Genomic DNA, 13,566 nt, shown 5'->3' on the forward strand with positions numbered 1-13,566 from the left:
ACGTGCAGTTTTTTCACGGCGACACGCCCCTCGATTGCCCTGTCGAGCAAGTAATCGTTGCGGGGTGGACCGGGCGGGACAAGGACGCCGTCGACCATCATATTCAGGAACTTGCCGAGCTCGGCATTGCTCCGCCATCACAGACGCCTCTGTTTTACCGGGTGTCGGAAAACTGTCTCGTTCAGACGTCGCATATTCAGGTACTGGGAAAGGCATCGTCTGGCGAGGCTGAGCCGCTACTTTTGCAGAGTGACGGCGAAGTATGGCTCGGCCTCGCCTCCGATCACACCGACCGGGAGCTGGAAGCCATCTCGGTTGCCGCTTCCAAACAAGCTTGCCCCAAGCCGGTATCCAATCAGCTGTGGAGGTTTAAGGACGTCGCGGATCATCTGGATGATTTGATTTTACGCTGTCAGATCGAAGAGGGTGGGGAGTGGGTACCTTATCAGGAAGGACCGCTCGCCCGTATCCTGCCGCTTGGCAGTTTGATTGAAAAATCAAAGTTTTCCAATAACAGCGCAATGCTGTGCGGTACGTTGCCGGCGATTGGTTCGATCCGACCAGCAAGGTCCTATCGTATGGAGCTCTTTGACCCTCACCTGAAGCGGACCATTCGATTGGAATACAAGGTCGAGGAACTGCCGATTATAGTGTGAGAAACCTTTTGTTATGTTGGTGTCTTTGCTTATGAAGGTAAGCTGGCTTGGACCATGTAAACGAACATTCATGTATTTATCGTTTTTCGACCGACTCTGAACGTTATCAGGTTGCGTTTCCAACAAGTTATATCTCGGCAAAATACGCGTTGCCTGTAGTGCCGATATCCAAGAAAAACTGCGTCAATGCGTTGACGATGTTACCTGGCGTCGTTGTGAAAACTAGTTGCGATGTCAATGAAATGAATGTGCAGTATTGCGGAGCTTTTTCTAGGTCAACTTAAACGTATATCGGACACTCCGGCGAACCAGGAGTGTCCATCTGATACTGCCCAGAAGCACTCGTGCGTTAACGCACCATGGTGAGGCGATCCCAGTCCGCGTAATCGGGTGATCCCTCACGGCGGACGGTGCCCTCATATCCATATTCAATCATGTGGATCATGGTCGAGGTTTCCTCGGCGAGAACGACCGCATAACTTTCCGGAAGGTCAGATCCAGCGAGATTGCCCTTGTTGGCGAAATCTGGCCATCCGGCATGGTTGGTGCCGCGCGGTGCACTAAAGGGAACTCCGTGCAGGGAACCGGCCAGAGGCAGATGGCAATGCCCATGAAAGATATGCCGGATCTTGGCGGCATGCCGGGAGACGACTTGGCCAAATCCGTCCGCGTCCTGAAGCATGATCTGGTCCATGGGTGCAATGCCGATAGGGACAGGGTTGTGGTGCATGAACAAAAACACCGGGGCAGTGGCTGCAGACAGCTCCCGATCGAGCCAGTCTTGCCGTTTGGAGCAATAAAAACCGGCATGAGTATCCGGTCCCCAGGTATCCAACAGAATTGCCGTTCCTTCACTCAGCGGAACAACCGTTTGAACAAAGCCGTTCTCGTCCGCGCCTTCCGGAAAAACAGACAGGAAAACGTCCCGCTCGTCGTGATTGCCAATGCATAAATGAATAGGGAGCGGGCATTCGGCGATTTCTGCTTTCAGGCGCAGATAATCGTCTTTGTCGCCCCAGTCAGAGAGGTCGCCGGTGATGAAAATGGCTTCGGCGTCGGGATGATGGGTTATGGCGTGACGAAGGGCTTTGCGGAAATTCTCATTCGGATCCCGTCCGGCAATCGTGTCCCCCGGTTTGGTCAAATGAATGTCCGTCAGTTGGAGAAGTTTCATGTCTTCCTCCTTGGATTATTTTTGTGATGAAAAACGCCGCCCGGTAGACCGGGCGGCGCAAGAAGGAAGGTTGATCAGTTGGACGGCAGAAGATCTGAAACTTCTTCGTCCAGCTGTTCTTGCAGCTCGGCCATGTCGTCGAATTCGCCGGTCACAATGCCTTCGATCCCGTCGTAGATGACCTGAGTGATCGCCAAGCCATTGTCACCCGGGTAAGCTTGCCAGTCGCGCAGCAGTGGCAATTGGCGAACGGCGGTCTCTTTGTTCGGGTTCTGCTGATAGAAATCCGCCAGGATGACTTCGTTGGCAGCCTTGTTCGGCGGCATGTAGCCTGTTGTCCGGGCAACGTCGGCAGCGCCTTCACCGGAGGTGATGAATTTGAGCCATTCCCAGGCAGCGTTCAGGACCTTCGGATCTTCAGAAGAAGATACCAGCATGGCCGCGTTGCCGCCAGCTGGCAGGCCTTTAGGTCCAGATGCTTCGATGCCCGGATACTCGTTGGTCTTCAGCTCAAAATCGCCTTTGGCACGCTCAACGGCACCAAGCGCCGATGTCGACCAGAACATCATGCCGATTTCACCAGCGGAGAAGGACGCAAGGGCCGCTTTCCACTCAATGTTCTGCATGTCGCAGCCGCGGAAGATGCCCTTCATTGTTTCCAGGGACTTCAGACCTTCGTCGGAAGAAATCTGGAACGCATTGCCTTCCATTGTGGCTTTGTCCTGCGACCACATCAGAGCCTGCAGGAACCAGTTGCCGGTGATGTTCCAGCCCCAGAACATCGGGTTTTTGACGCCAGCATTATGGAGCTTGCCGCAAACTTCAACGACTTCGTCCCATGACTTCGGCAGGTCGGCAACAGATGTGATGCCTGCTTTCGCCATAACGTCCATGTTGTAGTAACCGACGGGCAGGGAGACAGAAAACGGCAGGCCGTAGATGTCGTCGTTAAACGAGCCGAGCTTGAGCATGGCATCGTGGTAACCGTCTTTTTCGAACGTCTCTTCCTTCAGGATGAAAGGCTCGAGCGACTTGGCAATTCCTTTTTCAACAAGGATTGCCTGACGGTTCAGACCCTGCATGGTGACGTCCGGGAGCGTCCCGGCAACAGCTTCACGCAAGATGGTGTTGGTGCCGTCTTCGTAAGATTCGTATGTTGCCCGGATCTTCACTTCGATATGCGGAAACTGCTCGTTGAACTTCGGCAGGATCTTTTCGTACGTCACATCAAAAAGATGGGAATACGGGTAAGCGAATTCGATCGTTACTTTTTCGTCTGCATGTGCAGCGGAGGCTGCCAGCAGTAGTGCTATTGCGGTGAGGGTCTTTTTCATGGAACTCTCCGTCTGTTGCCGTGGGAGTGGCTGGTCGCCAAACTCGTCCGCTCCCGGTTGATCCCCTCGCGGGATTTCGGTGATGGGGCTGCCCTTGGGCGGCCCCGCATGTTTTTGAGCTCTTTGGTCTATTTCATCCCGCTGAGCGTGATGCCTTCGATGAAACGTCTTTGAGCAATCAAGAAGGCCACGATCAGCGGCGCCACGATGATCGTTGCGGTCGCCATCATCGGCCCGAAGTTGTCGCCATCCGCATCGCCCTTGAATTCGCGCAAGCCAAGCGGTGGGGTGAACAGAGATCTGTCGCCGGTGATCACGATCCGTGGCCAGAAGTAATCGTTCCAATGCGCAACGACCGAGAAGATCGCAAAGGCCAAGAGGGCGGGGATCGCGGTCGGCAACATGACGTTCCAGATGATCGAGAATTCGTTCATGCCGTCCATCCTGGCCGCGTCGATGAGGTCATCCGGGACGGTCATGAAAAATTGGCGCATGAGGAAAATACCGAATACCGAGATCGTCCAGGGAATGATCAGCGCGGCATAGGTGTTGGTAAGCCCCACCTTGGCCAGCATGATGTAGAGTGGCAGCGCGATGGCATGGACTGGAATAAGCAGGCAGAACAGAACCAGTCCGAAGACAGCTTCGCGCCCCCAGAACCTGAGTTTTGCCAGCGCATAGGCGCAGGGCAGTGCGACAAGGACCTGAATGAAGAAGATGGACGCTGTAACGATCACGCCGTTGAGGAGGTACCGGATGAGCGGCGCTTTCTCAAAAGCCGTGGTGTAGTTATAGATGACCGGTGTCACCATGCAGTCGGCGACATCCTTGCCGAGCTTGATGCAATAGTCGTCGCGGAATGCTTCCTGCGCGCCGAAGAACCCACCGATGTTCTGCATGATTTCGGCCGGGCTTTTGAAGCTGTAACTGACCATCACGTAGAACGGCAGCAGCACGATCAGGCTGCCGAAGATCAGGACCACATGCTTCAGGGTTTCTGCCGCGGAAAACCGGAAGGCTGGCAGGCCAACTGCGGTGGAAGAGGAAAGAGTTGTGTCGCTCATGTGTAATGGACCCTTCTTTCCACCAGCCAGCGCTGGACGAGCGTGAGAAACATGACGAAAGCCAGGAAGACGACGGTTATGGCCGCGCCAATTCCCATGAGGTTTTGCTGGATCGCTTTTTCGTAGATGGCAAACATCATGACGTAGACCGATTTCGACGGTCCGCCGCCTTGCGGGTAAAACGCCTCGACCGTGTCGAAGACCTGGAAAGAGCGGATAAACGAAATGGTGACGACGAAGACCGTGGTCGGGCCAAGCATTGGCCATGTCACAAGCCGGAACCGGTCCCAGGCCGACTTTGCGCCATCCATTTCGGCCGCTTGGTAAAGCTCACGCGGCACAGAGGTCAGACCCGCGAGGTAGAGCACCATATTGAAGCCAAAGCCTTGCCAGACCCCGATGAAGGCGACCGTCCAGATGGCATAGTCGCGGTCGGTCAGCCAGAGCGGGAAGCCCCGCTCACACCCGTGTGCGTACCAACCCCAGACTTCCAAAAAAGTGCCGCAACCGCGCTCCAATGTGGAATTGACGATCCCGATGGTCGGGTGAAAGGCGAACTCCCAAACGATGGCCATCGCAATCAACGCAGCCATCACGGGCAAGAAGTAGATGGTCTTGTAAAGATCGCCGAAGCGCTTGGTCGAATTTATGAGCAGCGCGGCGCCGAGGCCCAGTCCAACTGAAAGTGGAACAACCACAAAGACATACCGGAATGTCGCTCCAAACATCTTTTCGTAGGTGGAACGGGTGAATATCTTCTCGTAATTCTCAAGTCCGATAAATTCAGCGCCGGAATTGCCCAGGCTGTAATTCGTGAAACTCATGATGGATGCGATGCCAATCGGCAAAAGCAAAATGACAAACATCAGGAAAAGGGCAGGGCCGACAAACCAATAGTGCGCCTTGGAGCGGGGCATTACGCCACCTCCGCAACGGTGGTTTCGGCCTCGTCGGTAAGATCGACCCGTTTTCCCTTCGGATCGAATGCCATGGCGACACCGTGATGCCGCTTGAAGGCAACGTCCTGACCAATGGACACGGCAACACCATCTACGGGCGCTGAGCGTACCACGAGACGATGCGCACCGTCATGAAGGCTGATGTGCAGGTAGATATCAGCGCCGAGGTTTTCCTTATGAACCACCCGGCCTTTCAAAGCCTCTGGATCCGTGTCGTCACAAAGCGTCAAATGTTCCGGGCGCAGACCGATCGTAATTGTGTCTGAAGAGGTGTCTGCGACCCGCGTCAAGACGACGTCGCCGCAGCGGGCATGACCAGTGCTGTCCAGATGCCCGGGCAAGAGGTTGATCTTCGGCGCTCCAACAAACTCAGCCACCCGGATGTCCTGCGGATTGTTGTATATCTCGTCCGGCGTGCCGAGCTGCAGGATGTTGCCGTCCATCATCACGGCCATCCGATCAGACATCGTCAGCGCTTCGGCCTGGTCATGCGTGACGTAAACGAAGGTCGTTGCAAGAGACCGGTGAAGTTCGGCCAATTCTGAGCGCATGTGAATGCGCAGCGCCGCGTCCAGATTAGATAGTGGTTCGTCCATTAGGAAGCCGGCCGGTTTGCGAACCATCGCACGGCCCAAGGCTGCACGTTGCCTTTGACCGCCTGAGAGTTGGCCGGGCTTGCGATTAAGAAGATGATCAATCTGTAAGATCTTCGCCGTCTCGGTCACCTGCGCCCAAAGCGCCTTGTACTTGGACTTTGCGAGCAGCGGGCCGGCAAAAGGAAGCCGTTCGGCAAACGACAAGTCCCGGAGCCGCAACGGCGTCATCATGTTCTGGCCGACAGTCAAATGCGGATAGAGCGCATAGGACTGGAAGACCATCGCGAGGTTCCTGTCAGCAGGGCGTACCTGATTGACTTGGCGGCCGTCGATCAGAACGTCACCGGAACTTGGCACTTCAAGTCCCGCCAGAATCCGGAGCAAGGTCGACTTCCCGCATCCAGATGGCCCGACAAGCGTCAGGAATTCTCCCGGCGCGATGTCGAGATTGATCCCTTCAAGAACTGACGTGTCGCCGAAACTCTTTTCGATCGCTTTTAAGGAAATGGCCGCCATATGATCGCCCCTCTAGTTGCCATCACCGTAGCGAGCGTGATTGAACCATCTGTGACGTAATATTAGCGTTGCTAATGGGCGCTATCGTGTTTCATGCAGACAACATGGAACTGTCATGAACGCTTCGCCCAGTCCGTACCAAATCAAGGCTTTTACCTATGTGGCGCGGGAGCGCAGTTTCTCCCGCGCTGCGCAGACACTCAATGTGACGCAGTCGTCTGTAACGCAGCATGTTGCCAAACTGGAAAGCCTAATGGGGACCCAGCTGTTTATTCGGCGCCGCGACGGTCTGGAGCTGACGCGTGCGGGTATAGAGCTGTTTTCAATCACCGACCGATTGGCGACGCTGGACCAACTGGTTACGGAAAAAGTGAACGACTACAGCGCTCTAACGGACGGCAGTATTCGATTGATCGCCAACGCGCCCCGACCTGCGATGCCCATAATTGCCCGGTATGGAGAGCTCTATCCCAAGGTTCAGATCGATTTCACGCTGTATGATTGGACCACAGCCATGACACTCTTGAACGAGCGTCAGGTCGATATGGCGATTGTCACCGAACCTCAGGAAAACCCGGCGCTCGTGACCCATGAGCTCCGGCGATCCAAATACATGGTACATATGCGGGCCGATCACCGGCTGGCGAGAAAGCCAGTGCTTTCGCTTGTCGATCTTCAAACCGAAACACTTGTTTTGCCCGAGGACGGATCGTTGACACAGCGGGTAGCAAACCGAAAGATCAAAAAGCACGATCTGACCTTTCAGCGCATTTTGAAGACCACGACCTTTCCGATGGTCAAGGAAGCTTTGCTGCATGGTCTTGGGGTCGGGTTGCTCCTGGAAAACAGCCTGTATCCGTCAGAGGAACTGGTGGCGATACCGGTTCACGAAATGCCCGAGGAGTACCGGGACTGTGTCGTTATCCCACGAGATAAAAAAGACCTGCGGCTCATCCAAAGCTTTTTGGGTGTCTGTATTGATGCGTTGGATTGCGCGACGAACTAGCTAACTTCGCTTGTTTATAGAATCTTGCTTCATGACACTCATAACCAATGCAAGGAATGTCAGCTTCCCGCCTCAATTAGTGCTCTTAAACATCAGCTTGATCAGCGAGTGTATGATCCGTGGGATGAAAAGTTGCTGTCAGAAGATCAAAGGAAACAGATTATCATGTTGCCTTTAAAGACCGGGGACTGCGCCGGGAAACACGATTTCGACGCTTGAGAGTGGCCAGCACCCAGCGTTGTATTCGATTGGTGTGCCGGTTGGGTCGCAATTGATCGCGACCACCTCCAAAACAGGCGTGCGCGGACTGAGTTTCAGCCCCTCTGCTTGCCGCACCGTTGCAAATCCGCCTGCAATTCGTGTTTCGGCGCGTTCGTAGCGCTCGACACCGTGCGCTTTGTAGACCTCTGCAACGGAACCTGTTTCGTTGTAGACGGCTTCAAAGTCCGGAAACTTCGCTGCCGGGAACTCCTTGGCTGTCAGATAAATCGGCTCGCCATCGAGTATGCGGCGTCTGAGCAGTTTGATAACTTGGCTTCCGGTCGGAAGATCAAGGGCAACTCCGCCTTCAAACGAGACATCGCCGCGCGTCAGGTTCAATGTCTCGGTGGTCACCCGATCGGGAGTGACCTTGAAACCATCGGCAAACCTCATGTTGCTTTCAACTTCGTACCGTTCAGGTCTCTGGCGGACAAAGACGCCAACACCTTTTCTGGCGTGAAGGTGACCTTCCTGCTGCAATTTGGAAAGTGCCCGGCGGATGGTGATCCGGCTGACCTGAAAGACTTCGGCAAGATGAACTTCACCGGGAAGCTTGATGCCAGGTGCCAATTCGCCATTTTCGTACGCGAATTGAAGGCGGTCACATATCTGCAGCCAAATGGCTTTTTCGCCTTTGGCGCGATAGGGTTCGCGCGCGAGGGTTCGAAACAATTCCAGATCAGTCACATCACACCCGGTGGCTTGGATCACCTGAATTGAAGGTATATTTCACCTGACCATTGGCAATCACTATTCGGATGTTGCGGGTCTTTTTGTCCACGAGAATGCAATCCGCCCGCATCCCTTCGGCAATCTCACCACGATCTGCCAGTTTTGCCGCCTCTGCCGCGTTTTTGGAGATCAGGTTCCATGCCTTCTCCAGCGGCAGAACACCGTCATCAACCAGTTTAAACGCAGCGATCAATGGAGCTGGGTAATAGTAGTCTGATGCCAGAACGGTGCAGTGGCCGGACGCCACACTCTCCCTTGCGTCGATGGCGTTGTTCTGGGAGCCGCCGCGTACGATGTTGGGGGCGCCCAAGACAACGTGTTCACCTTCTTCGGCCGCGCTTTTGGCGGTTGCAATTGTCATTGGAAACTCGGAAACGGAGACGCCCAGGCGGCGGTGTTCCGTGCGGGTTTCCGGGGTTAACTCGTCATGTGCGAAGACGGAGCAGCCAGCATCCCGCGCTCCTGCGCAGATGGCTTCGATCGCAGCTGGGACGTCGTTTCGCCGTTCCCATACCTGGTTGATCAGGGTCTTGCACTGGTCTTCTGAAAGGCCGGATCTGCCGGCCATCCGGCTGATCTTCGATGAGGTTTTTGGCAAGTCGAGATAGGCGGTCGTGTGATCGTTGAGTGACAGAATGGATTTGGGGTCGTCCTGGACCCAGTCAATCATGTCCTTGACATGGTTCAGTGCGAATGTTTCCCACCGGATGTTCAGATGCATGTCTGAGGCAAAAGTCTCCCGCAGGGCTTTTAGGTGCGTCCGAAAATTGGCGGCGGCCTCATAGCTGCGCAAGCCCGGTTCCCAGGAAACAGTCAGTCCATGATAAGCGGTGGTGATGCCATTGGCGATCAGTTGGCGGTCAACATCCGCAAGCGCAATTGGAAGTGGGAAGTCGACATTCGGCCGCGGCTGTATTGACCGCTCAAAAGCATCCCCGTGTACATCTATGATGCCCGGGAGGACATAACAGTCCGAAGCGTCAACTGTTTCCCCAAAATCGTTTGATGAATCAACGAATACGCCTGAGCATATGTTAACCGGCTCATGAATGAATTCATCATTCTTCAAAGCGTCGCCGCCAGAAATACTTATGGAAGTCAATTTCGGCTCCTCGAATATTTTAACAATAGGGCGGCTGCGTCATGAAACCGTTATCGACGGAGATCTATAGGGAGGCTGTATGACACTCCTGTGTACACAGGAATAGCCATTGGAGAATTCAACATGCTTCGTTCTGCCATTGCTGCAGCTGCAATGATTTTCGCGCTCCCTGTTGCCGCCGAACCTGTTCGTTTTGCGGTCACCGACATCGAGGGCCTGGAAGCCCTGCAGCAGGAATTTTCTGCCTTTGAAAAGGCTCTGGAAGACACAACAGGCTTGGACATCGAACTGTTTCCGGTCAGCTCCCGGACGTCTGCCGTTGAGTCCATAAACCAGAAAAAGGTCGATCTGGTTCTGACCGGTCCGGCAGAATATGTGGTGATGAAGGAACTGACCAACGCAGAAATCGTTGTCGCTTGGCAGCGCCCGAACTACTTCGCCCAGATCGTGGTGATGGCAGAAGGTGAGATTGACGGGCCGCAGGACCTCAAAGGCAAGACCGTGACCTTCGGCAGTGTCGGTTCAACCTCTCAGCACCTTGGCCCGGCGCAGGTTCTGGCAGATTTCGGTCTTGCTTACGGCACTGACTACACACCGCAGATCATTTCCCGCAACGTGGCCATCGAAGCCCTGATCCGCGGCGATGTGCAGGCCGTTGGCATGAATGACAGCCACCTGCGCCGCATTCGCGATGCGTTTCCTGGCGAAGCCTTCAAGGTCATTGCCCGGGGCCGTGATCTTCCGAACGACATCCTGGTCGCTCGCCCAGACATGGATCGGGATGCTTTGGAAAAAATCAAGTCGGCATTTCTGGAAAACAGCGGAGCTCTCATGGCTGCTGTTCTGAAGGGCGAAGACAACCAAAAATACGGTGGTGGCTTCTTCCTGACCGGCGTGAACGATGAGAACTACAACTACGTTCGCGACATGTATCAGACCATTGGTGTCGACACCTCTTCATTCGTTGGTGACTAACCACGTCTGGAAGATACCGGGAGCGCGGGTGATCGCGCTCCTTTCCGGCGCTTTCGCTGTGTCTTGCACCGGAAATTGACACCAAGAATCCTGAGGACTGCGCGGTGCTTCACACGCCTCTCAACGATATCAAAGATGTTGCGATTGCAACGTCGGCACTTAAGAAACAGTACAAGAATGGCCAGATCCCCGTCCTGAAGGGTGTCGACTTGACCATTCGCCATGGCGAGCGGGTCGCGTTGATTGGCTCAAACGGCAGCGGCAAATCAACTTTGTTAAAGTGCCTTATCGGGCTGCATGCTGTGAATGAGGGATCGGTCCAAACATTGGGTGAAACCTTTGGCTCCATGCCGACCGCTGAGCAGCGCTCGCAATTGCGCAAGCAGACCGGTTTTGTGTTCCAAAAACACTGTCTGGTGAAACGGCACTCGGTTCTGAGCAACGTTGTCCACGGCATGCTGGGTTTGCCCGGCAGTTGGCGTGCGTTCACTCAGGCAACGGCCCCCACCAGTTGGCGCGCGAAGGCCATGTCTGCCCTTGAAGATGTAAATCTGGCCGACAGGGCGCGGAGCCGGGCCGATGCGTTGTCAGGAGGGCAGCAACAGCGCGTTGCAATTGCGCGCGCAATCGTGCGCGGGCCGCGGCTGATCATTGCCGATGAACCGGCGGCAAGCCTAGATCCGGTGTCTGGCGCAGACGTTATGTGTCTGTTTTCCGAACTTGCCCAGGCGCATGGGATTACTTTGCTTTTCACCAGCCATGACATGGAACACGCTGCGGCTTATTCGGATCGGATCGTGGCTTTGAAGAGTGGGCAGATCCTGTTTGACAAAGCCTCGCGTGAGGTCTGTGACCAAGACCTTCGGGACACATTCCAATGAGTGGTGTGTCCCCGGACCTTCGGTCCCGTTTTTCGGGAATGTCATCGATCAACTTCGTCCTGATCCTTGTTGTTGCCGCGATTGTTCTGAGTTCCATCAACTCTGTTGCACCCTCCGTAGGTCAATTGGCGGATGGGTTGCCGAGTATGGTCAATCTGCTCGATCGAATGTGGCCGCCCAATACGGAAGCCAATTTCCTGACGCGGGTGGGATTGCGTCTGATCGAGACGTTTCAAATCGCCTTGGCGGGTGCTGCCATCGGGATCGCTCTCAGTCTTCCGATTGGATGGCTGGCAGCGAAAAAAGTGTCTCCCATCGGTCCGGCATCCTGGTTGGTGAAAGCCATCATTTCTCTCCTTCGAACTATTCCGGATCTGGTTTGGGCGCTTTTGTTTGTGGTAACCGTCGGGCTTGGCGCCGTTGCGGGCACCATGACGATCGTTGTGGACACGATCGGGTTTTGCGGTCGTTTTTTTGCGGAAGCCATGGAAGACGCCGACAAGGAGCCACAGGAAGCGCTCGCAGCAATCGGCGCGAACAAGGTGTCCATCCTCATGGGCGGAATATTGCCGGATGCCGCACCATCAATGATCAACACCGCCCTGTTTGCGTTGGAAAAGGCTATCCGGTCGTCCGTTGTTCTCGGTCTTGTTGGTGCTGGTGGGATCGGTCAGGAATTGAAGGCGGCCTTCGATCTATTCCAGTACAAGAACGCGTCGGCGATTATCCTGGTGATCTTTGTGATCGTGCTCGTAATGGAGTTCATCACCGACTGGCTGCGAAGCAAATTGCAGTAGAGGTGCTATGGCACAGGCTGTGCTTTGATCCCACAAGTGTCCACAATCGAGTTAAGCCGCGGGCAGCCAGTGCCAGCTTAAACTCCTGGGGCAGTTCAGCATTTGTGTGTGTTACAACGATACTAATTCGAGGGCTCCCGATTAGAAATCACAGAAGATGATCACTGTCTCATCGAGGTAGCTTGGGTCTATGAGTGCGCTTTTAAAAAAGAGCGCCTATTCAGAATGAAGATTTACCGATTGCTTCGGTTCGACCGTCGTAGAGAACGATGCGACTCGAAATTCTGCAACACATGAGACCGCATTGGTCAACAGATTCAGTTTGCGGCTCCAACCGTTTTTTTACCTGACAGTTTGATGTTTGTGGGTTGGCAGACCTACCCCAGATCGACTGTTTTTTTGGAAAACTCAACAGCATTAACCATAGGGATTGAAACCGGTTTTCATGGGCGGACAATGCACCTAGTGTGCGGTTAACTATCTATTAATCATACACGTACGGCTGATGGCGCGACTATATGAAAGCAGGAAAAGGATCCTGGTGACCGGCGGAGCTGGTTTTCTGGGGTCACACTTGATTGACCGCCTCATCGCTGAAGGGCATGAAGTCCTGTGCGTCGATAATCTGTTTACTGGAACCAAGCGCAACATCGATCATTTGCACCAGCACCCCAGGTTCGATTTCATGCGCCACGACATCTGCTTCCCGCTCTATGTCGAAGTCGACGAAATCTACAATCTGGCCTGCCCGGCATCGCCAATCCACTATCAGCACGACCCTGTTCAAACGACCAAAACCTCGGTACTCGGGGCGATCAACATGCTGGGTCTTGCAAAACGCTTGAAGGTCCCGGTTCTTCAGGCATCCACCAGTGAAGTCTACGGGGATCCTACGGTCCATCCGCAAACGGAAGACTATTGGGGCAATGTTAATCCCATTGGTCCCCGCTCATGTTATGACGAAGGCAAACGGTGCGCCGAAACTCTGTTCTTTGATTACCACCGGGAACACGGCATTCAGATCAAAATTGCGCGGATCTTCAACACCTATGGCCCGCGGATGCATCCGAACGATGGCCGGGTCGTCACCAACTTTATTGGTCAGGCGCTTCGAAACGAACCGATCACTTTGTTTGGCGACGGCAACCAGACCCGGTCCTTCTGCTTCGTCGACGACCTTGTTTCAGGCCTGATTGCGCTGATGAACTCGGACTACACGGTGAAGGGCCCGATCAATCTTGGCAATCCGGATGAGTTTACCATGCGCGAACTTGCCAGCCGGATAATCGAAATCTCTGGTTCTTGTTCCACGTTCACCAAACGGCCCTTGCCGATTGACGATCCGCGCCAGCGCCGCCCGGACATCACGGCAGCCGAACAGATGCTGGGCTGGGCACCGAAAATCCCGCTCAATGAAGGCTTGATCCCGACCATTTCTTACATGCGGGAAACACTGGGTGTCACAGCGGAACAGTTTCTCGCAGAAGCTTAATCGATGGCGTTGTTTTGCACG

General features: G+C 54.6%; 13 protein-coding genes. 6 read left to right on the forward strand and 7 right to left on the reverse strand.

Features of this window, described 5'->3' with window-relative positions:
- Positions 1–2 precede the first annotated feature (2 nt).
- A complete protein-coding gene (locus FJ695_RS10950; protein ID WP_141185485.1) occupies positions 3–656 on the forward strand; it encodes a DUF2848 domain-containing protein in 654 nt (217 codons plus the stop codon).
- Between the two features lie 349 nt (positions 657–1,005).
- Here FJ695_RS10950 and FJ695_RS10955 read toward each other — a convergent pair whose 3' ends face one another.
- The 5 genes from FJ695_RS10955 to FJ695_RS10975 all read right to left on the reverse strand — a co-directional run bounded on the left by FJ695_RS10955 (position 1,006) and on the right by FJ695_RS10975 (position 6,299).
- Positions 1,006–1,830 (reverse strand): phosphodiesterase, encoded by an 825-nt coding sequence (locus FJ695_RS10955; RefSeq protein ID WP_141185486.1) that lies wholly within the window; start codon positions 1,828–1,830, stop codon positions 1,006–1,008.
- Between the two features lie 74 nt (positions 1,831–1,904).
- The gene (locus FJ695_RS10960; RefSeq protein WP_141185487.1) at positions 1,905–3,164 is read right to left on the reverse strand and encodes an extracellular solute-binding protein; all 1,260 of its coding nucleotides are present in this window, start codon (positions 3,162–3,164) and stop codon (positions 1,905–1,907) included.
- A 128-nt stretch (positions 3,165–3,292) separates the two neighbouring features.
- Entirely contained in the window at positions 3,293–4,228 is a 936-nt protein-coding gene (locus FJ695_RS10965) for a carbohydrate ABC transporter permease (RefSeq protein ID WP_141185488.1), read from the reverse strand.
- Positions 4,225–5,145 (reverse strand): carbohydrate ABC transporter permease, encoded by a 921-nt coding sequence (locus FJ695_RS10970; RefSeq protein ID WP_141185489.1) that lies wholly within the window; start codon positions 5,143–5,145, stop codon positions 4,225–4,227. Before FJ695_RS10970 ends, FJ695_RS10965 begins: the two co-directional genes overlap by 4 nt.
- Positions 5,145–6,299, reverse strand: a complete 1,155-nt coding sequence (locus tag FJ695_RS10975) for an ABC transporter ATP-binding protein (protein WP_141185490.1) — start codon at positions 6,297–6,299, stop codon at positions 5,145–5,147. The genes FJ695_RS10970 and FJ695_RS10975 overlap by 1 nt, the downstream gene beginning before the upstream one ends.
- Positions 6,300–6,414: 115 nt before the next feature.
- Here FJ695_RS10975 and FJ695_RS10980 point away from each other — a divergent pair, with 115 nt between their 5' ends.
- Complete coding sequence (locus tag FJ695_RS10980) at positions 6,415–7,305, forward strand: LysR family transcriptional regulator (protein WP_141185491.1); 891 nt, start codon at positions 6,415–6,417, stop codon at positions 7,303–7,305.
- A gap of 174 nt (positions 7,306–7,479) precedes the next feature.
- Here the strand turns inward: FJ695_RS10980 and phnF are convergent, their stop codons facing one another.
- Positions 7,480–8,253, reverse strand: a complete 774-nt coding sequence (gene phnF / locus FJ695_RS10985; protein ID WP_209011003.1) for a phosphonate metabolism transcriptional regulator PhnF — start codon at positions 8,251–8,253, stop codon at positions 7,480–7,482.
- Between the two features lies 1 nt (position 8,254).
- Positions 8,255–9,400 (reverse strand): alpha-D-ribose 1-methylphosphonate 5-triphosphate diphosphatase, encoded by a 1,146-nt coding sequence (locus tag FJ695_RS10990; RefSeq protein WP_168206320.1) that lies wholly within the window; start codon positions 9,398–9,400, stop codon positions 8,255–8,257.
- Positions 9,401–9,523: 123 nt separating this feature from the next.
- Here FJ695_RS10990 and FJ695_RS10995 point away from each other — a divergent pair, with 123 nt between their 5' ends.
- From FJ695_RS10995 to FJ695_RS11010, 4 genes are all read left to right on the forward strand, one after another.
- Positions 9,524–10,375, forward strand: a complete 852-nt coding sequence (locus tag FJ695_RS10995; protein ID WP_141185493.1) for a PhnD/SsuA/transferrin family substrate-binding protein — start codon at positions 9,524–9,526, stop codon at positions 10,373–10,375.
- Positions 10,376–10,479: 104 nt separating this feature from the next.
- Positions 10,480–11,256: a phosphonate ABC transporter ATP-binding protein gene (locus tag FJ695_RS11000; RefSeq protein ID WP_141185494.1), complete on the forward strand. Its 777-nt coding sequence runs from the start codon at positions 10,480–10,482 to the stop codon at positions 11,254–11,256.
- Positions 11,253–12,053: a phosphonate ABC transporter, permease protein PhnE gene (gene phnE / locus FJ695_RS11005; protein WP_141185495.1), complete on the forward strand. Its 801-nt coding sequence runs from the start codon at positions 11,253–11,255 to the stop codon at positions 12,051–12,053. The genes FJ695_RS11000 and phnE overlap by 4 nt, the downstream gene beginning before the upstream one ends.
- A gap of 505 nt (positions 12,054–12,558) precedes the next feature.
- Positions 12,559–13,545, forward strand: a complete 987-nt coding sequence (locus tag FJ695_RS11010) for a UDP-glucuronic acid decarboxylase family protein (RefSeq protein ID WP_141185496.1) — start codon at positions 12,559–12,561, stop codon at positions 13,543–13,545.
- Positions 13,546–13,566 lie beyond the last annotated feature (21 nt).

Origin of the sequence: Labrenzia sp. PHM005, from assembly GCF_006517275.1 — a bacterium.
Lineage (GTDB): Bacteria > Pseudomonadota > Alphaproteobacteria > Rhizobiales > Stappiaceae > Roseibium.